The sequence below is a fragment of the Bradyrhizobium sp. McL0616 genome, assembly GCF_049993385.1.
GTDB lineage: Bacteria > Pseudomonadota > Alphaproteobacteria > Rhizobiales > Xanthobacteraceae > Bradyrhizobium.
Genome location: NZ_CP188255.1, coordinates 7,502,823 through 7,521,776, shown reverse-complemented (window position 1 = coordinate 7,521,776; position 18,954 = coordinate 7,502,823). Strand labels below are relative to the sequence as shown.

The 18,954-nt window shown below is 57.9% G+C and carries 24 protein-coding genes and 1 pseudogene; 12 read left to right on the top strand and 13 right to left on the bottom strand.

Annotation, left to right across the window (positions count from 1 at the left end; genetic code table 11):
* Nucleotides 1–36 precede the first annotated feature (36 nt).
* Nucleotides 37–231, bottom strand: a complete 195-nt coding sequence (locus tag ACPPVR_RS36225) for a hypothetical protein (protein WP_426611280.1) — start codon at nt 229–231, stop codon at nt 37–39.
* Nucleotides 232–723: 492 nt separating this feature from the next.
* Between ACPPVR_RS36225 and ACPPVR_RS36220 the strand changes: the two genes are divergently transcribed.
* From ACPPVR_RS36220 to ACPPVR_RS36180, 9 genes are all read left to right on the top strand, one after another.
* On the top strand, nt 724–801 hold the full coding sequence (locus ACPPVR_RS36220; protein WP_426616254.1) for a hypothetical protein: 78 nt from the start codon (nt 724–726) through the stop codon (nt 799–801).
* Between the two features lie 778 nt (nt 802–1,579).
* Nucleotides 1,580–2,098 (top strand): hypothetical protein, encoded by a 519-nt coding sequence (locus ACPPVR_RS36215; RefSeq protein WP_426611279.1) that lies wholly within the window; start codon nt 1,580–1,582, stop codon nt 2,096–2,098.
* A 50-nt stretch (nt 2,099–2,148) separates the two neighbouring features.
* Nucleotides 2,149–2,301, top strand: a complete 153-nt coding sequence (locus ACPPVR_RS36210; RefSeq protein ID WP_426611278.1) for a cold-shock protein — start codon at nt 2,149–2,151, stop codon at nt 2,299–2,301.
* Nucleotides 2,302–2,351: 50 nt separating this feature from the next.
* Nucleotides 2,352–2,723, top strand: a complete 372-nt coding sequence (locus tag ACPPVR_RS36205) for a hypothetical protein (RefSeq protein WP_426611277.1) — start codon at nt 2,352–2,354, stop codon at nt 2,721–2,723.
* 287 nt (nt 2,724–3,010) lie between these two features.
* On the top strand, nt 3,011–3,217 hold the full coding sequence (locus ACPPVR_RS36200) for a hypothetical protein (protein ID WP_426611276.1): 207 nt from the start codon (nt 3,011–3,013) through the stop codon (nt 3,215–3,217).
* A gap of 190 nt (nt 3,218–3,407) precedes the next feature.
* Nucleotides 3,408–3,701, top strand: a complete 294-nt coding sequence (locus ACPPVR_RS36195; RefSeq protein ID WP_426611275.1) for a hypothetical protein — start codon at nt 3,408–3,410, stop codon at nt 3,699–3,701.
* Between the two features lie 149 nt (nt 3,702–3,850).
* A complete protein-coding gene (locus ACPPVR_RS36190) occupies nt 3,851–4,201 on the top strand; it encodes a P27 family phage terminase small subunit (RefSeq protein WP_426611274.1) in 351 nt (116 codons plus the stop codon).
* A complete protein-coding gene (locus ACPPVR_RS36185) occupies nt 4,201–4,464 on the top strand; it encodes a hypothetical protein (RefSeq protein ID WP_426611273.1) in 264 nt (87 codons plus the stop codon). Before ACPPVR_RS36190 ends, ACPPVR_RS36185 begins: the two co-directional genes overlap by 1 nt.
* A complete protein-coding gene (locus ACPPVR_RS36180; RefSeq protein WP_426611272.1) occupies nt 4,464–4,787 on the top strand; it encodes a hypothetical protein in 324 nt (107 codons plus the stop codon). The genes ACPPVR_RS36185 and ACPPVR_RS36180 overlap by 1 nt, the downstream gene beginning before the upstream one ends.
* Before the next feature lie 188 nt (nt 4,788–4,975).
* Here the strand turns inward: ACPPVR_RS36180 and ACPPVR_RS36175 are convergent, their stop codons facing one another.
* Nucleotides 4,976–5,419 carry a hypothetical protein gene (locus tag ACPPVR_RS36175; RefSeq protein WP_426611271.1) on the bottom strand — a complete coding sequence of 148 codons (444 nt, stop codon included), beginning with the start codon at nt 5,417–5,419 and terminating at the stop codon, nt 4,976–4,978.
* Here ACPPVR_RS36175 and ACPPVR_RS36170 point away from each other — a divergent pair.
* A complete protein-coding gene (locus ACPPVR_RS36170; RefSeq protein ID WP_426611270.1) occupies nt 5,406–6,227 on the top strand; it encodes a hypothetical protein in 822 nt (273 codons plus the stop codon). The genes ACPPVR_RS36175 and ACPPVR_RS36170 overlap by 14 nt on opposite strands.
* A 1,552-nt stretch (nt 6,228–7,779) precedes the next feature.
* Here ACPPVR_RS36170 and ACPPVR_RS36165 read toward each other — a convergent pair.
* From ACPPVR_RS36165 to ACPPVR_RS36135, 7 genes and pseudogenes are all read right to left on the bottom strand, one after another.
* On the bottom strand, nt 7,780–7,998 hold the full coding sequence (locus tag ACPPVR_RS36165) for a DUF6894 family protein (protein WP_426611269.1): 219 nt from the start codon (nt 7,996–7,998) through the stop codon (nt 7,780–7,782).
* Between the two features lie 44 nt (nt 7,999–8,042).
* On the bottom strand, nt 8,043–8,225 hold the full coding sequence (locus ACPPVR_RS36160; RefSeq protein ID WP_426611268.1) for a hypothetical protein: 183 nt from the start codon (nt 8,223–8,225) through the stop codon (nt 8,043–8,045).
* A 476-nt stretch (nt 8,226–8,701) separates the two neighbouring features.
* Entirely contained in the window at nt 8,702–9,136 is a 435-nt protein-coding gene (locus ACPPVR_RS36155; RefSeq protein WP_426611267.1) for a hypothetical protein, read from the bottom strand.
* A gap of 285 nt (nt 9,137–9,421) precedes the next feature.
* Nucleotides 9,422–9,592 (bottom strand): LuxR C-terminal-related transcriptional regulator, encoded by a 171-nt coding sequence (locus ACPPVR_RS36150; protein WP_426611266.1) that lies wholly within the window; start codon nt 9,590–9,592, stop codon nt 9,422–9,424.
* A gap of 814 nt (nt 9,593–10,406) precedes the next feature.
* A complete protein-coding gene (locus ACPPVR_RS36145) occupies nt 10,407–10,781 on the bottom strand; it encodes a hypothetical protein (RefSeq protein WP_426611265.1) in 375 nt (124 codons plus the stop codon).
* A gap of 1,628 nt (nt 10,782–12,409) precedes the next feature.
* A pseudogene (locus ACPPVR_RS36140) lies at nt 12,410–13,014 on the bottom strand (DNA ligase); the annotation flags it as partial.
* Nucleotides 13,015–13,016: 2 nt separating this feature from the next.
* Entirely contained in the window at nt 13,017–13,244 is a 228-nt protein-coding gene (locus tag ACPPVR_RS36135) for a hypothetical protein (RefSeq protein WP_426611264.1), read from the bottom strand.
* Nucleotides 13,245–13,461: 217 nt separating this feature from the next.
* Between ACPPVR_RS36135 and ACPPVR_RS36130 the strand changes: the two genes are divergently transcribed.
* A complete protein-coding gene (locus tag ACPPVR_RS36130) occupies nt 13,462–13,626 on the top strand; it encodes a hypothetical protein (protein WP_426611263.1) in 165 nt (54 codons plus the stop codon).
* 1,358 nt (nt 13,627–14,984) lie between these two features.
* On the opposite strand, the gene ACPPVR_RS36125 is transcribed toward ACPPVR_RS36130, so the two are convergent.
* On the bottom strand, nt 14,985–15,602 hold the full coding sequence (locus tag ACPPVR_RS36125) for an NYN domain-containing protein (protein WP_426611262.1): 618 nt from the start codon (nt 15,600–15,602) through the stop codon (nt 14,985–14,987).
* Between the two features lie 994 nt (nt 15,603–16,596).
* On the opposite strand from ACPPVR_RS36125, the gene ACPPVR_RS36120 reads away from it, so the two are divergent.
* Nucleotides 16,597–17,112: a hypothetical protein gene (locus ACPPVR_RS36120; protein WP_426611261.1), complete on the top strand. Its 516-nt coding sequence runs from the start codon at nt 16,597–16,599 to the stop codon at nt 17,110–17,112.
* Between the two features lie 52 nt (nt 17,113–17,164).
* Here ACPPVR_RS36120 and ACPPVR_RS36115 read toward each other — a convergent pair whose 3' ends face one another.
* From ACPPVR_RS36115 to ACPPVR_RS36105, 3 genes are all read right to left on the bottom strand, one after another.
* Nucleotides 17,165–17,644: a Phasin protein gene (locus tag ACPPVR_RS36115; protein ID WP_426611260.1), complete on the bottom strand. Its 480-nt coding sequence runs from the start codon at nt 17,642–17,644 to the stop codon at nt 17,165–17,167.
* A 334-nt stretch (nt 17,645–17,978) separates the two neighbouring features.
* Nucleotides 17,979–18,272, bottom strand: a complete 294-nt coding sequence (locus ACPPVR_RS36110) for a hypothetical protein (RefSeq protein ID WP_426611259.1) — start codon at nt 18,270–18,272, stop codon at nt 17,979–17,981.
* A gap of 464 nt (nt 18,273–18,736) precedes the next feature.
* The gene (locus tag ACPPVR_RS36105; RefSeq protein ID WP_426611258.1) at nt 18,737–18,943 is read right to left on the bottom strand and encodes a PRC-barrel domain-containing protein; all 207 of its coding nucleotides are present in this window, start codon (nt 18,941–18,943) and stop codon (nt 18,737–18,739) included.
* Nucleotides 18,944–18,954: the final 11 nt, after the last annotated feature.

The window sequence follows — 18,954 nt, the reverse complement described above, 5'->3', positions numbered from 1 at the left end:
TTGAGCTAGATCAAAGGAGTCTCAACTGAAGCGGCTTCAATCTTCCCAGATCCGTTCGCCGCACTTGTCGCACTGATAAAGGCGAACCGTCCGGTCGGACTTGACGTCCAGCATGGAACTCATCAGGCGCAAAACCTGCGCACAAGCCGGGCAATGGGTGGTGTTGGCCGCGGTTGGAAAGACGGTTCCGGCATGGGGCGATTTATGCGCCCGAAACTCAAAATAGGCCACTAACGATTCCAAACTGGGCACCGAGGTCGGAACAGGCCAGTGACAGCGGCCGGGTACTGGCCGAAAATAGGCCACTCGCAGATTCAAAACAGGCCACAAAGCAAAAGCCCGGCAGTCGAACTGCCGGGCTGGGGACTCAAAACACGACTAAGGAAAAACTGGCAATGACCCTTCTCTAGCAAGCAACCCTTGCCCGGTCAGTGCAGAAGTGAACAAAGAATTAAGGAGGCCCCCTATTTAGGTAAGCCGAGCTTCTCTTTCGCCTTGGCGATCTGCCGCCGGTACAGCGCGTACTCCGCTGTTGCATGTTGGATGGCGCGGGTTTGCGCGCGTCGGCATCATCGCCTTGGTCGATGAAGCGACGGGCTTTCAGTATGACCGCACACGCAACTCTCTTGCTCGAATCCTTGAAGCGTTTGTCGCGAAGGAGTTGCAGCCGTGGGTGAAAACGTTTCCTGAGAGTACTATGTTCAACTTTTCCGGCTGCGCGGGTTGGAGTACAGCGCCGAATCCGTGAAGCGTCCGCAGTACTTCGGCACGCTCATGGCTAGCGCCGGGCGTTTTGAATGAATTGAAAAAGGTTATCCCTAAATCAGAGACGGGGCGCCGTAAGGGCACACTATCGCAGGCGCTTACCCGCAATATTGGATTTCCGAAATTAAAAGAGCATTTGGGCGCGACAGTTGCCTATATGACGGTTACTTTATGAACAACAGGACGACCAAAACAACGGTCAAAATACCAGCACTGACAACGGTGATGCGAAACCAAAGGTCATGTTCCATCACCTCACTCTACTCAGGGAATGTAACGCCCGGCCAGTGGCAAAGCTGCATGCTGCCTACCACATTCGCCCGAGCACGAACCCGATTGTGCCGGCTACCAGCACCAGCCAACCGAGCGAGAGGCAGAAGAACAAGGTGGCCCGCGTCATGCCTTGATGGGGCCCTTAAAGACCGGAACATCCTTTGATCTGCATCAAGCAGCCTGTGCGACTGTTCGTCTGGCGGAACACGACTTTCTATCAAGAGAACCAAAACAGGCCACTACGAAAACCAAAGTAGGCCACTGAGGTCGGAAGCAGGCCAGTACCCAAAAATGAACAAGAACGAAGGCAGATAGGTGAACGTTCAGCAAACGGCCACTCCCAGCTCAGGCCGCGTCGCCCTCGGGCATGTACGCTCCCAAGCCCCCCAAGCTCTTTTGTCTTTATAGGCAGATTTCTGCCCCGACGTGACGTGCTCCCCTAGCGCCGGTTTCGGCCGGCGACCTTTTCCGGCCCGAGTGCCGTGATGCCGCTGCAGGCGGCTTAGTTTTCTCACCGATTTTAAAATTTCAAGGAAACAAAATGCGCAAAGCTAACGCGGTGCGAATGCTTGCGCCGACTTGGTGTGCGATCAACACGATTGACCAGTTTGGTGCAGCGCCTGGCCGAGGCCGTCCTGGTACATACCAGTTCGGGGCCGCCTATGCCGAGGTGTCCACGATAGAGGCCGCCCGCATGTTGCTGGCGGGGGTTATCGACGAAGGTCTCGCTGCGGCGCCTAGCACCGTCATCAGATTTGGTGGCTTGCTCGGCCCTGCTTCAACGACGTTGGAGGGTGCGCTCGCGCACGCCTTGGCACGACCGGATTCGCTGCCACCAATCTGCAGCGGCCTAGAAATCCACACCGACTCCGAAGTTTATGCGCTGCTGACGACGCTGACAGCAGATGGTGCCAAGACAGCCGTCTTCGGCGACCTTCCTTCGGAAGAGACGGTCGACCGCACCATAGTCATTAGTGGGGCGGCCTTGTTCGCAATCGCCTCGGAGCTTGCGGGCAGGTCGGCGGGAGATCTCGACGATTTGCTGAAGGGAATGAAATGACAACTGGTCGAATTTCCAGAGTCGATCACAACGCAGGATTGGCTTTCGTTATGCGCGACGACGGCGGCGACGATGCGTTCGTTCACTACAACGACCTCTACAGCGCCGGAGTCGCGTATCCGCGCGTGGGACTTTCGCTGTCGTTCTCTGTCCTCGACAAGGATGGAAGGCCCCGCGCAGCTGATGTGCGGGTCATCGATTAACAGCTACCACCCAACAACCACAGCGCCATCGCGGCGCAAAGGAGCATTCATTGGCTAGACTCAAAGAACCAAAAACACAGATCGATCGGATCAGGGAAATTTCGCCACGATACGCCGACCTCCTCGATACCAATCAGAATCTTCACGCGCGCTACGATGCAGTCATTGCCGAAAGCAGACCGCTAGCCGAGGAGGAGCGCCGATCGCAGGCAAGCTGGACAGCGCAACTGCCCAAGCCGAAACCGCAGCCGAAACACAGGCACTCGGGTGCAGTTGCTTTGGTTGGTTCGTTGCTAAGTCCCCAACCGGCCGAAGAGCTGGCTCCCTTGCCACCGCCGCCGAGCTGGCCCGGCGAGCAGCGCCTGAGGGAGTTGAGCGCTGAAGCTGAAAACGTTTCAGAGGCTATTAAGTTGATCTGTTGAACTCAAGCGCGAGCGCCGGAAATATTCGCTGAAGGTTGCTGAATTGCGCAAAGCCGAATACTAGGCGCACGCCGAGGCGGTTGTAGACGCGACTCGCGCGTTCGGAGATGCGATTCAGTCGCATAGCAAATTCCTGGACGCGATGCGCCAGGACGGCGTCGGCTATCAAGCGTTTCGACCATTGAACTCGAACGGTTCGGCAGTTTGGGAGAGCCGGGCACGATTCTCGCGCAGACGATCATGGATGCCGTCGAGCGCGGCCATTGCGGCGCCGGTAAGATTCCTCAATGGGAAAATATTTCACCACCTCAGGGAGGCGAATTTTGACGACGAAAGGATTGAAAATGAAGACCGGGCGCGAGCTTCGTGCAACGGCGGACGCGCTGCTAACCACGGTTGCGAGGCACGTGAAGGCGGCTGCCAAGAAGAAGCCTGCCGCCGCTGCCAAGCCGGCTAACCGTGCGAGCGACTCCGTGCTGCAGAGGCTAGTGTGAGGACTGCCAAGTCAGAGCCAGTTGCAAGGCCTGCAAGCCGTAGTGCATTGGCGGGCGATGATGGGGCTGCAGAGAAGCAGAAGGCAATTGCTGTCGCCGTCGCCGTTCGAAGTCGATTTAACGAGCATCGCCGATAAGGCACGCTCTTCCAACCAACATCCTAAATCTAAACATCGAGGGAATAGAACCAATGGCCCTAACAGGCGTTCATCTTGAATTCGGCGCCACCAACGTCGGCTACGGCGAATCGACGTTGCCATTCGCGCTCGCCATGACACAGAGCATGGCGTCGGCGGGTACATCGAGCGCAAACCCGAATAATGCCGTGACCCTGCTTTCGATCAGCGCGTCCGCTCCGATTTTCTTTGCGATTGGACCTAGCCCAGACGCCACCAACGGGCCGCGTCGATACATGGACCCCGCCAACGGGCGTGCAGATCTGTTCGTCAATCCTGGCGACAAGGTCGCTTGGATTCTGGCTTAGGCTAACCGGCTAGGCGCGGGCGGGTATCGTGCGGGCGGTGACCCCCACCGGGTAGGTCAAAAGCGTGGGCTTACGCGCCTTGGCTACCGGCGCCCAACCTCAATGCGCGTGGCGGGCGCCCCGGTCAAGAAAATATTTGGAGGGCCTGAATGGCCAAACTAACCGGTGCTCCAACGGCACCCAAACATCTGCGCACTCCGACGCGACGATGGTTCGATACGGTTGTCGGCGATTACGAACTCGATGGGCACCACGTTCGATTGCTGACCTTGGCGGCAGAGAGCTGGGACCAGGCACAGACCGCGCGGGAGGTTCTTGACCGTGACGGCCAGACGTTTATGGATCGCTTCGGCCAACCGAAGGAGCGTCCGGAAGTCGGTATCCTGCAAAACGCTCGGATTTCTTTCGCCCGCCTAATCCGAGAGCTTGCGCTTGACGGAGTTGACGGCCCCGAAGCGCCGCGTATGCCTCGCACTGCCGACTATGGAAGCCGCCGCTGATGCCGGTACGGAAGCGTAACAATAAGCGTCGTACGGCGGACGGGCTCGACGATTGGGAGTGGACGTTCAGCATGGGCTGGCCCCTTACCGGTGACCTGTGGGGTATCGTCGAGCTGGACGACAACGGCCAGCCACCGCGAGATGTGGCTCAGGCCGCTTGGCGGCGGTTCGGTGCTGAGTTCATGGCTGAGTTTGAAGCAGAACATCCAAACGGCACAGATTCTGTACCATGGGCCGTCGAGCAGTTCGGAGATCTGCGCTGATGCCGGCGCGCCTGAAGCGGAACAAGCGCCGCCATTCTACGCAGATCACGCCCGAGGCAATCGCAATATTCAGGCAAGGCCTCGACACCAGCGATCTGTACGAGCTGCGCGACATTAAGATACGGCTTGCCGCCGCGCTCGGCCGATCGAAGTTTCGTGCATGTCCGTTGGACAGCGAGCCGCGCTCGTTGATTGGCTGCGACACTGAGCCAGTGGAGGCCGTGCTCGAATTGCGAACGCGGCTGCTGGAGGAGAGGGGGAGGGACGCCACTACTAGCGCTGATGGCCCAGGCCGATTCCAAGACTCAACGCCTTTTGCCTGAGGGCGCCCACCGTGTGCTGTTAGCTTTGTCTACCGGCGGACGGCTTGCCGGAGTCAGCTATGCACCAATAGCGACCGAATTCCGCTGCGCAGCTAAATGACGCGATGGGCCAAGGTCGGACTTATGGAAAAGAAAAGGGCCGCCACAAGTTTGAGGCGGCCTTGGTTCTTAACCGACGTACGATTAAGTCAGGGTACACTACGGCGGCGGCGAGCAATCAAGTAGGCACCGTAACCGATCCCGATAGCTAGACCGGGTATCCCCGCTCCAAGCAGGGGTGCGGGCGCTCCCTTGTTCTGGCCGGGTGCATCACCGCATTTTCCGGTAACTCCGGGTTCGCACGCCAAAGAAGGCTTTGCGACAACCGTCAGCGCGGACGCTACGATCAAGGCGGGCAGGACACCCAGTAAAATTTTCATTTTTAATTCTCCAAACCAATTAACTATCTGATAATTAATATGCCGCTGAAAAAACAGGGCGTCAAATGTTTTAACTGGGTTCCATTCAATGGTATCTGGACGCAGTAACCGTTGTCTGACCGAAAAAAGCCCGATAACCCAATTTATACCCGCTTCTGCTGGAGCGTGTGCAAATGTGTCGCGCCCTGTAAGGTAAGCCGTGAGAACGACCAAATTTATCTTAGCGACGACGATATTGGCTGCCTTCGCGGTTTTCTTTTTCCATACGTTTTCGACGCTGGACGAGAGGGTTGATTTAGGCGGTCGCGCTGCGCTTGGAGCTTTCGAGTTCCTTGGTGTTGCCGCGTCGCTATATCTCCTTTCAAAAGGGCACCCCGGAAGCGTTTCGCTAACAGATCTGTTTGGTTGTGCACTGGCGGTGTTGGTCACCTGCGTGGGCTTTCCAGGTATCTCAATTACTCTGTTTGCATTGCATTTGCTGGTCAGAAACGGCGACGACCTGAGCACGAAGGCTGCCGGAATCGTTGCCGGCGCGGTTATGGTGCAGATGCATTGGGCCCCTCTCGTTTTTTCGAAGATCGCATTCTTCCTCTTGCAAATCGACGCCGGGGTGGTCGGCTGGTTAGTCAGTCACCTTGTGCCAGGAGCTTCGTGGAGCGGGACTGTCGTTCATTCTTCAAGCGAGCATAACGTTGAAATTACTTCGGCTTGCGCTTCGTTTCACAATCTCTCGCTGGCCTCTCTATGTTGGGTAACGCTCACGATGTTGCATCGGCCGTATTGGTTGAAGAGTGATTTGTATCTTGGCCTGACAGCGATGCTGGTTCAGTTCGCCTTTAATGTCTCGCGTCTCGTGTTTGTCTGTCTCAGTCCGTCCATGTACGATTTTTGGCACGAGGGTTTCGGCAAACATATTTTTTCGGCGGTCGCTACCGCGTGCGCTATCATTCTCGTACAGATCTCGCTTGTTCGTCGTGACGGCAGTTCGCCCGAGGAGTGCCAGCACTCTTCTAGCTATTAGTTTCGTCAGCTTTGGGTCATTCTCGACCGGGTCGAGCCAGCAGCGGGTTCAGTCATATCCGTTGTACCCCCGACAGCGGAAGCAAATTCAGAGCAATAGCGAACACAGCGACGGGCCATTGTGGCTTGATGGCGCTGCCCGAGACGTGACTTACCGTTGTTATCCAGGGCGACGCCAGCGAGAAGACTGTCGCGCTGATCAGGGCCGCCGTGGTTAGGCACGACGCAGCGCTGCCAGGAGAAGTGATTGCGACCGTCAAGCGCGCCCCTCAGTTCGCGGCCTCTTCTATAGGGAGCAGGTTCGCGCTGGCGGGCCTTCCGCACGCGGGTGTGATGAGTATTGAGTAGGGCGGCATGAAGTAGTTCACAACTGACGGGCATGAACCGAGCTTAATGTCCCCACGTCAGCTGGAGGACGCGCCATGAAATCCGAGTGGACAGCCTCTGGAATGCTCACGCTGGCAGCCGCTGTTCTGGTGGTTGCCGGCGCCGCCGTAGCGGTCAGCAATACTCAAGAAGTCCCTGAACCGAGGTTGGGACCGGGTTGGCAATGCAGCCGAACTATGGTGTTGCTCATGACAACTTGTTCTCATTCGCGCGTCAGACCGCCAACCAGCCAGAATCACGACTGCAAGTCCAGGCCATCAACCGTTGCGGAAAAGTTGGGCCATGAGCTGGGCGGCCTTCAGCCCAATATCGATTAGCCGACGAATGGCTTCCGAGCCGAGCCGGCAGCGCGCGTCCCTTGATGACAGGATTGCGCCCGGGTGTATCCTTACGCCACGGGCGGGGCTTGATTCGTCATGCTGGATGCAATTCTTGTGTTGCGGGGGCTTGGAGCAGTAGCCCTTCTGCTGATTGCGTTCTGGGGGCTTCATAGCCACCCATGAAGAGGTCACGCTGGTTAACGCCGGCGGGTTTTTCATTCTCAGCGCTCAAACGATCGGGCGCAGCTAGAGCTCTAGCGTCTTTGGCTTGTCGAGCTAGGCGACGGTTCGGTGGAGAGTTGTGATTGCCTTCGACTGCATTTCTTTGCTGTGTAGGCGGGCCTGACGTCGATCCTCAAGATACTGCCTCAACCAGATGCCCAAATCGGCCGAACGGCGAAGTTGGGCATGATACAAGACTTGGTCGAGATCCTGGAGTTGAATGCCTTTATCTTCCTGCATGGCTTTGTTCCGGGATGTTGAGCGAAAGGAAAAAAAGCGCTTCTGCGCCGCTCCACCAAACGGGGCGCGGCCTTCCTGGGATGGGCTGTTTTTGGCTGGCCGGCGACAGATCAAATAGCGACGGCGACCGTGACATTCGTCAAAGCGGCGGTCGTGATCGGGTACCGCTTCGAGTTCGTCATGACTTAGTGCTCTAGACCGAGTTTCCGCACTTCCTGCAAGCGAGCCAAGCAATAGTCCCGATACAAGGCGTTGATGAAATCCAACATGACCTATCCCCTCTGGTCCGATGACAGAAGGCTAGAACGGGTTTGTTTCCGGCGTGCTTCTTCACCGCTGAAAAATGATTTCGTCCCTGTTTTTCGTTGGCAGGGCTTTCGGCCATCACAGAGCGGCGTCAAGTGGGATGACACAAACGGCGACACCATCATCATCGATCACAGAGATTGAATAGCCCTTGCCCACTAATTCTGGTCGGGTCTCGCGTAACGAACGAGCGAGCTTGATAGCCTCTATTTGGGCCTCCGTTTCGCTGGGCAAATCATGCGCCCCGAAGCCAGAGACGAAATGCGCGTTGATGAGCTTGTAGGTGAAAAGGGGCATAGGGCTGCCTGAGCCGATGCTGCTAAAGCAAAGCCCCCGCCCGCCTAAGCAAGCGGGGGCTCGCGGATGGATGGCGCGAGGCTCGCGAATGAGGTGTCGCCCCAAGGACCCGCACAAACAGAACCAACAAACAGCTTGGTTGGCTCGCCGAATTTTTGTGCAGTGCGCGCAAATAAAAGGCCCGGTGTCTTTTTATCGAGAAACACCGGGCCGGTCCGATCCGCCAAGAGGTCATCCTTGCAAACGGCATGCCTGACCAAAGTCCGGGCTGCCCTTGCCTGCTGGCACCTGAAGCGCCGCTGTCCAACAACGTAAGGCCCGCCGGTTCACGCTGGAAGCACCGTAGTCATCCAGGGCGACGCTAGCGAAAAAACCGTTGCGCTCATCAGGGCGGCGCTTGCTCAGCACGACGCGTCGCTGCCCGCCAAGGTTTGTCGCAACCGTTAAGCGGGCTCAATCAACGAGGATTTGTGATGGTGGGTGGCCCGAAGCAAATTACTGCCGCTACTGCGTTTTCTTCCCCGCGTGGGCGTCTTTCTGCGCTTTCGCGCGCTTCTGTGCCCGCGACAGTTTCGGAACAGATGGTTTCCGCCGGGGTTGCGGTACTTTGGCGGTCGGGAGCGGTCGAAGGTCAGCTAGGTTCTGACGGGTTATTGGTTGTCGAAATATTTCGGGCAATGATCGCGGCTTCTTGTCGAAGTAATCATAAAGCAGAGTGAATATGCCTGAGGCAAATTTGCAGTCCTGAACGAAGGGTGCGATCTCCCCGACGTAAAGCGATCTGTCGTCTGCGGTTGAGGTCGGAAAAGGATCCGGGGCGCGGGGTGGCCGTGAGGTCAGTCGAAACGGATCGACACAGCCTGGTAGCCCGACTGCGCCAAGCGTCCCGTTCCTTCTTCAGGTCTGACACTTCGTTGCGGAGCAGCTTGATAATTTGGCGCTGGGTGTCAATCTCCGCCTGTAGGACAGCCATTTCTGCCCGTTCCCACCCCGCAGCGTCTTGCCCCACTGACATGCCGCGGGCATGCCCCTCGGGTGCTCCAAAGGCGTATACGCGGTGCAGCAGCAACTCGGCGGTGTCGATCTGGCCGATGTTCAAATCGCGAGATACCGGGGTAGCTTCCTTCAGCCTCAACATGGTGGACCTCGTGTTTTAGGTCACCCCCATTGCAACCTCACAGATCCGGCTTAACCATGCGTTAACCCTGGACCAGTGGCAGCGGCGCAGATGATCCTTGATCTTAGCCCAATGAATCGCCTGGTGTGCGCCGACCGTTCCCACAAGAGACGTGCGCTTGGTTTCGCGGGCGAGATTCTACGTGATGCCTCGATAGCCCGGCCAGCTCGCCCAGCGCTCTGCTGCATCGGCGATCTCGTCGGGCGAATTGATCTGCAGGCGCGCAAGCAACCGGGCTCTCTACCCTTACACTTGCTTGGCCGTGCCGCCGAGCCGCTCCGCGATCTGCGCGTCAGTCTTCCCAGCAGCCAAGCGCTTCAATAATTGCTTCTCACGTGGACTAAGCAGGTCGCGCATCGGACTATCCCCACCGCCGACGACCTCGCGTTTGTAGCGCCGTTTACGCAGCACGTACATGATCAGCGCGCGGCGGCCCCAAGCGTCTCCGTGAGAGCAACAGCGGGACGACGGGGCCGCGAGCGCGCCGAGAGTGCCCAGGGCACGGAAGCGAGCATGTCCCGCCACCGTCTGTCCATCTGTTCACTTGTATACCCAAGGCGCCCCGCCCGCCCCAGGTCTATTCTCGTCCCGTGAGGGCCGCCGCGAACGAGCGAATGTTCATCGTGCTAATTATGTCGGTGGGCATGACTACACCGGCATTGATCATCCTTGCACTGCTCTATCCGTGACGCAGCGTGCGACGACCCCAATCGTCTCCGGGGGCTTTTCGGAAAAAGGAGGCCGGGGACGCTGGGGCCGCGAGCGCGCGGCTTGTCCAGCGCACCGACGCCATCCTCTGCCTTCGGCGCGCTCGCGCGCTAACAAATGATACGTTGCAACATTCAATTCGCGTCGAAGTGCGGCGCTGGCAGCAGGTACCGGAGGCTGGAGCCGCCCTTTCAGCAGGTGGACGTCATGACCGTCTCGAAACTCGGAAGCAGAGATGACCTACAACATCGGTTTCTGAAACGCAGCAATGTCGCGGTTTTAACGACCGAAGTCCCGACAGCCAACCACGCGCTTGCAGTCATCGTAGCCGTCGAACAGTCTGTGGGCAAGCTCGACTTCCTCAAGTCGCCGCGCAGGAAGGCGAGATCGGCATCGAAATGCTTAGAGTGCTGGCAAAAAAAGAAGCCGAGGAAATGTCTCAGACACCCGTCTGAAGCATCTGTCGTCGGTGCGCGGGCACACACTCTGACGATCAGCGCTTGGTTGCGGATGCCGCTCGTGATCAGCGCCGCGATTTCGCGGTCTTCTTTTTTGCTGATGTTTTCGAGGTCTTCTTAGCGACCTTCTTTTTAGCGACCTTCTTTGATTTCCTGGGCGCAGTCTTCTTTGCGGACTTCTTGGCAGATTTCTTTTTGGTGGCTTTTTTGACTGCTTTTTTCTTCACGGCAGCGTCGGCGATGGTTGTCGCCACCTTCTTGACTGACTTGGGGATGCGTCTAGCCGCCGCCTTTTTTGCTTTGTCCGCCACCGTTTTCACGGCGGTCTCGGCCAGCACTCCGGCCGCGTTGGCAGCAAGGTCGGTCATCTGGTCGATGATCGGCTTCTGCTCGGAAGAGTTTTTGGCCTGACCTTGAGGCGGTTGCTTTTCGGTGTCCATGGGGCGTCCTCCAGAATCGCTATATTAGCTCAATTCCCGTCAGTTAGCGCTCCGTATCTGGGACGTCCTTCGTTCTACAGTCGCTCGCCTGCCCATCTTTAGGAACGTCCGGCTGGGTGCAGGGTTTCCCGAGCCCCACACAAAGATGACGCTCTTTCCCGGTCACCCGCGCATGCACTCGTCACAATCGGCCGCGTCGCGATGTCAATAGGAACGCCGCGATCCTTTATGTCGTTGTCGAAACTTAGAAACCAAAGGGAGACGACGTTCTTGAAGAAAACTTCTTTGGCCTCCGCCTGCAGTTTCGCGCTCGCAACAACGGGCGCATATGCGCAATCCAACCAGCCCGCGCCGGGCTCCTCCGGGCAAGGTGAAGTCGGCCCATCGGCCGCCGGACGACCGGCGCTTCGAGTATGAAGAACCAAGCTGGAGACAGCATGGGACGGGAGCCAACGGGTGGCGGTCCAACACCAACAATATGGGCCGCCAAGCGGGCGGTGGGGCCGGGGGAGCTGGCGGATCCGGCGGGAAGTAAAAGCCACGGCGCAACCAACGTCCTGCTCGTCGCGGCCCTTTGCTAGGCGGCCGCGACGCATCCTCTGTCCCTGACAGCCATACTCCGCTAACCCTGTGCAGACGTGCTAGGCTCACGAGAGTGCGCAAAAGCGATACCGGCCAGCCCATCGACGACAGACGTATCAGCGCTCTGTCCTCACATACGGACTGAGCTCAGACGTGGGCTGCAAATCCGGAGCGGCAGTCAAGGCGAGTGATGCTTCACCTCGCGGGTGCCGGGATCTTGTGTGCGAATTTCCGAAGATACTCTAGATATTGCTCGATACGAATTGAAACGGCGAGCAGGAGAAAAAGGTCACGGACCATGATGTCCTCTCTTCCGCTGGGGAACAAGCCCAACGTTCCTAGACGAGCCATTCGTCGCCGGCTGCAACCTTGGCGGGCGATAATCTGGACGGTAGGCTGCACCGCACTCACGCGACCTGATCACCCCGCAGGGCGCTACTCAGGCGGCCGCGTTCGCTTCTCGATCAAGCGCTGAGTGACTTTTCACTGCATCGGAACAACGTCATCGCATCTAGCCCAAAGAAAATTGCGGGCGCCGTTTCCTGGATCAGCAAGTGCATAGGCTTTTCCTCACTTCGGACACCTGGGACGCAGGTGGGGACATGACGCACCCTGTGACTAATGCGGGAGCGCAACACTCTCAGCGGTATCTGAATGGGACGGTAATGAGATGGGACTACATTCCCTTTGCAGTCGGGAGTCGACAGAAATCGAGTACTGCTGTGAGCGCGTAGATCTCAATCTTAGTCACCCAGGTGGTCGAGCTGGCCGAGGTTCTCCCGTTCGTCCTGGACGAAATCCAGGACGAGCAGCCTGTCCCACCGTCGCAGGATCAGGAGGCGGAGACGGCGGGACGAGGGAGGGCGTGATTAGCGAGTGCTTTGCGCTGATGTCAGATCCACCAAGTCCGCGGAGCGCCAAGCCTAAGGCGCCGGTAAGTAGCAGCAGTGCCGAGACGATGACAGCCAGAAATATGCGGTCCATGGTGCGTTACCCTTGGAAGCAGTTGCCGACCGGGGTCGCCTCACAAATGGTCGGCATGAGAGGAGCGCGAAGCCCGCAATCGTCAGGGTTTTGCGCGCAGGTCTTCTTGACCCAAGTGTTGCCCCTGCCGCTCGCGTAGACGCTGTCGCGCATCTTGGACACCAGGCCTTCGAGCCCGATCTTGCAAGCGTGCGTGAACATCTCGCCGCCGTCGATCTCAAAGCTTTCACTGAACTGGACATCGCTGCCAGTGATGATCTTCTTCAGCGCGGCCTTGCGCTGGAGAAGAGGGACTTTCCGCAGGTCCTGGCCATTCAGATAGAGCAGGTCAAAGGCGACGAAGACGATCTTGGTCGAGGCGCCCTTTAGCTCGTTCTGCAAGACGGAGAACTCGGTGCTGCCATCGGAGGCGGGGACCACGACCTCGCCATCGATGATGGCCGAGCTCGCCTTGATTTGCCAGGCATCGTCGGCGACCTTCTTGAAGCGTTTAGTCCAGTCGTGCCCACGGCTGGTGGATACGGTGGCGATAGCCGTCGAGCTTGATCTCTTGAATCCAGCGTTCGCCGGACGGCACGCGGTCGATCGAGGATGCCAGGGCCGGCTCGATGAAGCCGGGGAAGGGGGGCTTGACGCCCAGTGCTTCCGGCTTCTTTCGCTGAAACACGGTTACACCAGGCGCAAGCTGTACTGCCGGCTGTCCTGGGCAGCGTAGCGATCGACGAATTCCTGCAGGTGTGAGGGGACGTCGCTCAGTTGCAGGTTACAGCGATGCTGGATCTCGCGGGCGATGGCCCCGGAAACATCTTCCGACCACCGCTCTACTGGGTTGAAGGCGACTACCCGGAAAGGCTTGCGATATTCTCCAGCAAGCAGATCCTGGATGACGGCTTCCACCGCCCTCTCCAAGTCTGCTTCGCACCAGGCGCTGCCATTGCGGCCGGAGTTGTCAGCTACCAGGTAGACAGTCTCGTCGCTGTTCGGAGCGATCGACAAAAGCCATCGGAATTGACGCATAAGCAACTCACGCAGCGGAACCGGGATTCAATTTGACGAAGGCCGATTCGTTCCTCAAGCTAGGAAGCAACGGGTTTAATGGCCTCAGGGAGACAACATGGCGGTCAACAAGCCCACTGGCGACAATGCGCGAAAAGGTGCGGTCAAGAAGGCGTTCGCGAGCAAGACGGCGTGGGGCGGAGCTTCTGCTTTCACTAAGCGCGACGAGACGTCTGGCGAGTTCACGGCCGTCAAGAAACCATTAAGGCGAAGAAGGCCGTAAAAAAGAAGGCAGCAAAATCGGCTCGTCGATAGGAACGAGCACGCAGCCGGCGGGTTGGGCGCGAATAACGCTGGAGCTCGCCATGAGAGTAACGTTGTTGTTAGCAGCCGGTATCGTTACTCTTTCCGCTGCCGCCGCTTCGTCGCAGCCTGCAGGCGCCCCGAGCGGAAGGGGAGCGGTCACCGGCGATCCGGCCGCCAGCTCGACATCACCGACCACGGACCCGCGTGGCACAATGGGTACGTCCGCCGGCTCAAGGAGCGGGAGCGGCACGTCCACGTCCGGCGGCAAAGATGACAACGGAGACCAGGGGCGAGACGAAATGCCGGACAGCAACATGAACGTCAAGCCCCAAAACGAACAGTCGCAAAAGCCGCATTGAGCCCACCCGGTACAGTTAGGAGATTAGAGTGCGTCCCAATGCCAACACGGTCTTGGGAGTCCTGCTGGCCACCGCTCTCCTATACGTTATCATTGTGCATTAGCGATCCCTTGCTCGTCGGCATTGGCTTTGTGGCGAGAACTTTCCGACACGTGCTTGGAGTGAAGTGTTCGGCTACCAGTGCGGCGCAGGCATGTTCCAGAGCAATCTCTGACGAGGCACTCAGAGCCGCCTTCGACTAAGGCAAAATCCATCACAAGAAAGATGACACGGGCCTTAACGTATGTTGTGGGCCCGCCCGCTCCATTTTCTATACTCGTCGTACGAGAAAAGGCGCGTGCGATGCTTTTGAAGCGCAAGCGGTTCAAACAGACAGAAACTCTCCAAGATCGAATCGCCCAGTTCGCTGACCGGATGAGACGGAAAGCTGACACAGAGCCGGAGGGCGCCGAGAAGGACGAGCTCCTGAAAAAGGTCCGCAACGCGGAGCATGCGGTCAGTCTGGAGCGACAACTTCGCGCCTCGCGTTGAGCGGCGGTCGCCCTCGATCGAATTTTGCTCACTCGGGCGGACGTACCCCAGTGGGCCGGAAGGCTCTCGGTCCGATCCCGGGAGCCTTTTGCATTGACCTCGTTTGCTTCAGACCGGTCTAGTGGCATGCTAATGTCTTGCTTCTGTCGGGTTGCGCGGGCTCTGCGGTTTGCTTCGTGACGCTTCGCCTCATACCAAAAGCCGTCTACCTTGCCGCAGGTGTCGATCGGACTTTTACCTCTCAGGCGAGTGCGTCGCCGTCCTCTTATGGCAGGTGCATTGGTTGAACGGTGGCCAACCAGACTGCCGACGTCAAATCGCTAGAGCTCAGACAGCCGACAGCTTTTCGGAAGTTCTCGTTGTGATCACCGGCAAGGCGAAACTGCTCGGCCAAGCGGCTGCAGCATTCATGTCAAAAGTAGCGGCCGCGGGTGACCTGCCAGAGTCACTCCGGAAGGTCATTCGCCTTCGGTTCTTTCGGCAGATGACCGCGTCCCTCGCGCCCGCCGCGGTCACGCGGGGCGGGGCGTTCGGACGGGTCGCGGCCGAGCTTGGATTGCAGCTCGACGAGGTCGGTGAAGACGTCGGCCTGGCGGCGCAGCTCGTCGGCGATCATCGGCGGCTGGCTCGCGATGGTGGAGATCACGGTGACCCGCACGCCGCGGCGCTGGACGGCCTCGACCAGCGAGCGGAAGTCGCCGTCACCCGAGAACAGCACCATCTGGTCGATGTGCTCGGCGAGCTCCATGGCGTCCACGGCGAGCTCGATGTCCATGTTGCCCTTGACCTTGCGGCGGCCGGAGGCGTCGATGAACTCCTTGGTCGCCTTGGTGACGACGGTATAGCCGTTGTAGTCCAGCCAATCGATCAGCGGGCGGATCGAGGAGTATTCCTGATCCTCGATAATCGCGGTGTAGTAGAACGCCCGCAACAGCGTCCCGCGGCTCTGAAACTCCTTCAGCAGGCGCTTGTAGTCGATGTCGAAGCCCAGAGTTTTCGCCGTCGCGTAGAGATTGGCCCCGTCGATGAAGAGCGCGATGTTGTTAGTGGCAGAAGGTGACATTGGTGCCGTTCCGCGCGAACCAAGGTTATAGGCTAGGAAGAGGAATTCTACATCCGCATCGGGAAGTAGTCGGTCGCATTTTGTACAGATAGCTACCGAAGATCGTCAGCGCCACTGGTGTTCGGGACACCCGCACACGCATAAACGGAGTTTCAGGAACTGGTGCATTAGCCAAAAGTTGTTCCGTCAGAATTGTAATGTTTGCTGTCTATTGCTGAAGCGTTTTGGAGGGTGGTCGAGCCATGGTCTTCGGCGATTTTACTCTCTTCGATCTTTCGATTTGCAGGCGCGGCCGCGCTTGGCGGTGGTCTGTCTTCGATCAATCCGGGAAACTTCTGTTTGTCGGAGACGAGCGCGGCCGGTCCGCGGCGCAATACATGGCGGCTCGTGCCATGTTTCAGCTTTTGTTGACCGCTCCTTATCGCAGTCGAATAAGATCCGAGGATGCACCGCCTACGCTGGGCAGTAGACCCGGAGCCTAGGACGGGCTTCTCTCAGGTTGGATGGCGGACGCAGGGCGTCGGTGTTCCCGACCGCCGAAACCAGACCCGGCAGGGCGATGAATGCTGAATCAGCATAGACCGTGCGCAAACTAACGGTCGTTGGGTGCCGACGAGCATTCCAATCCCAATATAGAACGCTGCCGGACTCGAAATGCACGTCCCGACAGCGCTTCATTCTCAATCCGAGCCCTGAAATCCTTGTTAAGCTTTAGGGGTAGCAATGGCCATGCCACAGCGATCGGATTGCGTAACGGAAAAAAGTCCGAATCTGATTCCAGACAAAAGCCGGGTGTGAATGCTGATCGAACATTGACCCCTCAATCGTCTCACGCGTGGATCTAAAGTTTTGATTTTATTGATGTGAGAAACAGTGACCCCGGCGCCGATCGGCGTCCAAACCCTACGCCGAAACACACCCACGACCCCTTGATTTGCTCAGCCGGTCCGGGAACACATTCTTGAGGCTCGCTTTGATACGGCGGAGGCGCGTCATGACCAGCGTATGGAAAACCCCGATCTTCATGGTCGCGTTCGTCTACTTCGTCGTTGACGGCGCCTTTTCCTATGTCATGCGGCCGATCACCATGTGGTTGGCCAGGCAGAGGTTGCTTGAGCGCGCGCGGCTCTGGGTTGTTTCATTGCGGCCATATCCGTCACTTGCCCTTTTTGCCGTGCCAGTGATCATCCTGGAGCCGGCAAAGCCTCTGAGCGGCTATTTAATCGGGACCGGGCACTTCTTTGCGGGAGCGGTCACCTTTATTGCAGCCGAAGTCTTGAAGCTCACCGTCGTCGAGCGCCTGTTTGAATTGAACAAGGAAAAGTTGCTGTCGATCCCAGCCTTTGGATGGGGATATCGGCATTGGCGAGTCATGATGGATATGGTCGAATCTCTCGCGGTATGGAAGGTGGCAAGAAAGCTAGCTATTCAGGTTGGAAACGTGTGGCGTGCGGCCTTTCACCGAGCGCGAGGCGAACCCACGCCGACCGTCCGCTCGCGAGCCAGCTGAGTGAGCCGCGCAATCCAATTAGTTCTCGGCATCACGATCTTGTCCTAGAAGGTCATCGCTTAGTACCTAATTTGACCATCTCTGCGGAATGCTTCCGGAACATGGCGATCCGCTTGTTAGTGAAGTCGGCAACAACACTGGGAACTTCAAGCGGCGAGCTAATCGTCGCCAGCCTTTGGGCGTACTCAATAGCAAGTTGCATGTTGGCTTGTGCCATTTCCAGTAGCATCACTTGATAAGCCCACATGTTGGCGTTGGCTGAGGACAGAAAATCAATCTCTCGCTTTGAAACGTTCTCTGTCGCCCGGAAGGCTGTCTCCGGCTTCTCAACAACAGGCTGCGGATTCTTAATGAGAGTGTCTTCTTGGGAATCCTGAGGAGGCTTTGCCGGCGGTTCGTTCGAGTCTGCGGCAATGGAAGGCTGAGCACCCGATTTCGGGCCTCGGACAATAGATTGAGTAGTCCGTTGAGCCTTCCCGACTGTTTTCGGGCCGCGGGTATGCTTTGATGTCGCTGGTTTACGCTTGCTCATCTAGCACTCCAAGGATGGTTAGTCGCCCCCCCCGGTGCGACGACAACATACTGTGCATGTGCAACGTTCCGAAGGCCACCTCGCCTAGAGCAAGCCTCACCGTCGAACTGTGAACGTCTCGTCTCACGAAGATTGGTCCCAGCAAAACCCCGAATTGTCCGCTCGGCAGCATGTCGATGTGCGTGACCGACACGGCAGGGGCGTGACGCCCCGCCGCTCTACACGACGAAAGAGTCCGGTAAGGGAACTGCCCAGGCTTGAGTCTCGTGTCGCCGCAGGTGGACGCCTCAGCTGAAGGTTATTCGACGGCTTTAGCCGCCTCGTCAGCCAATGATCATCGTCCCAGGTTGAAGCGGATGGCGCCCATGCAGCGCACGACAGGCGTTTGCTGAACCTCTTCGCGCATCTTGATGAAGACCAATCGGCGAGTGCGCCCATCGACTATGATAAGCGGACGGCGAACCCCAACCTTTGTCCTGGGCTGCAAGAACTGGTATTTGCCGAACATTCGGACGAGGAAGGCGTACACCAGGAACGACAGATAGCTTGTCTCTTTGACCCAGCCATCCCGCTTCAGCGCAGAGTGCGCTGTATGATCAGCCAGCCACATAGCAGCGTTGCGCTTCACCTGTTTTCTTGGAACGGCCGAACAGGCTAGCCGTTATCGTACGATGTCACAGGAATGGATACGGTTATTCACTGGCGATAAGAGCATGGAAGCCGAAGGCAAGATGGATAAAGCCAAGGGCTCCGCACACCTGCCGCAGGCGACGTAAAAGATGGCGCGCGCGATGCGGCGGATGCTCTAAAGAAGTAAGAGAACCGCCTTCGGGACGCTTTCCGTATCAGGAGATTCGGTCACATGGTCAGAAACGCCGGCCATGTTTTTGTGCGGCCGGCCTCTCCTGCCAAAAGCCTGCTGTACTGAAACTCCGGCCGATGGAGATATCCAGGAGCCCAACCTGATAAATAGAAGCAGCAGGCCCCGAATGGCGAATTCAAGCCGAATTGACGTAATGAGCACTTCGCGCCCCTCCCGCTTGGTCAGGTATAGCCAAACGTGAAAAATCTCGCAGGAGCGATCCAGCGCGGTTATTGCTCCGCGAACTTGATGGTCGATACAGGCCACTTTCCGTCATGGCCTCGAATGGAAATTCGAAGCCCGTGCAAATCATCAAGCCACACGTTCTCGACGGTTCCGGCTTTTCCGTCGGTGAGGACAACGGCTTTGCCGATAAGTTCGGACTGCGCCTCCCCGAGCGCGTTCATGATTGTTGATGCATAGAGCTTCGAGGGCATGGCTTCATCGC

What these genes read in the sequence shown, in the direction of transcription:
- ACPPVR_RS36115 (WP_426611260.1), bottom strand. Translation starts at nt 17,644, where the DNA reads ATGAGCAAGCGTAAACCAGCGACATCAAAGCATACCCGCGGCCCGAAA.
- ACPPVR_RS36150 (WP_426611266.1), bottom strand. Translation starts at nt 9,592, where the DNA reads ATGTACGTGCTGCGTAAACGGCGCTACAAACGCGAGGTCGTCGGCGGT.
- ACPPVR_RS36195 (WP_426611275.1), top strand. Translation starts at nt 3,408, where the DNA reads ATGGCCCTAACAGGCGTTCATCTTGAATTCGGCGCCACCAACGTCGGC.
- ACPPVR_RS36215 (WP_426611279.1), top strand. Translation starts at nt 1,580, where the DNA reads ATGCGCAAAGCTAACGCGGTGCGAATGCTTGCGCCGACTTGGTGTGCG.
- ACPPVR_RS36130 (WP_426611263.1), top strand. Translation starts at nt 13,462, where the DNA reads ATGGCGGTCAACAAGCCCACTGGCGACAATGCGCGAAAAGGTGCGGTC.
- ACPPVR_RS36125 (WP_426611262.1), bottom strand. Translation starts at nt 15,602, where the DNA reads ATGTCACCTTCTGCCACTAACAACATCGCGCTCTTCATCGACGGGGCC.
- ACPPVR_RS36120 (WP_426611261.1), top strand. Translation starts at nt 16,597, where the DNA reads ATGACCAGCGTATGGAAAACCCCGATCTTCATGGTCGCGTTCGTCTAC.
- ACPPVR_RS36165 (WP_426611269.1), bottom strand. Translation starts at nt 7,998, where the DNA reads ATGCCCCTTTTCACCTACAAGCTCATCAACGCGCATTTCGTCTCTGGC.
- ACPPVR_RS36145 (WP_426611265.1), bottom strand. Translation starts at nt 10,781, where the DNA reads ATGGACACCGAAAAGCAACCGCCTCAAGGTCAGGCCAAAAACTCTTCC.
- ACPPVR_RS36185 (WP_426611273.1), top strand. Translation starts at nt 4,201, where the DNA reads ATGCCGGTACGGAAGCGTAACAATAAGCGTCGTACGGCGGACGGGCTC.
- ACPPVR_RS36210 (WP_426611278.1), top strand. Translation starts at nt 2,149, where the DNA reads ATGCGCGACGACGGCGGCGACGATGCGTTCGTTCACTACAACGACCTC.
- ACPPVR_RS36200 (WP_426611276.1), top strand. Translation starts at nt 3,011, where the DNA reads ATGGGAAAATATTTCACCACCTCAGGGAGGCGAATTTTGACGACGAAA.
- ACPPVR_RS36105 (WP_426611258.1), bottom strand. Translation starts at nt 18,943, where the DNA reads ATGCCCTCGAAGCTCTATGCATCAACAATCATGAACGCGCTCGGGGAG.
- ACPPVR_RS36190 (WP_426611274.1), top strand. Translation starts at nt 3,851, where the DNA reads ATGGCCAAACTAACCGGTGCTCCAACGGCACCCAAACATCTGCGCACT.
- ACPPVR_RS36155 (WP_426611267.1), bottom strand. Translation starts at nt 9,136, where the DNA reads ATGTTGAGGCTGAAGGAAGCTACCCCGGTATCTCGCGATTTGAACATC.
- ACPPVR_RS36180 (WP_426611272.1), top strand. Translation starts at nt 4,464, where the DNA reads ATGCCGGCGCGCCTGAAGCGGAACAAGCGCCGCCATTCTACGCAGATC.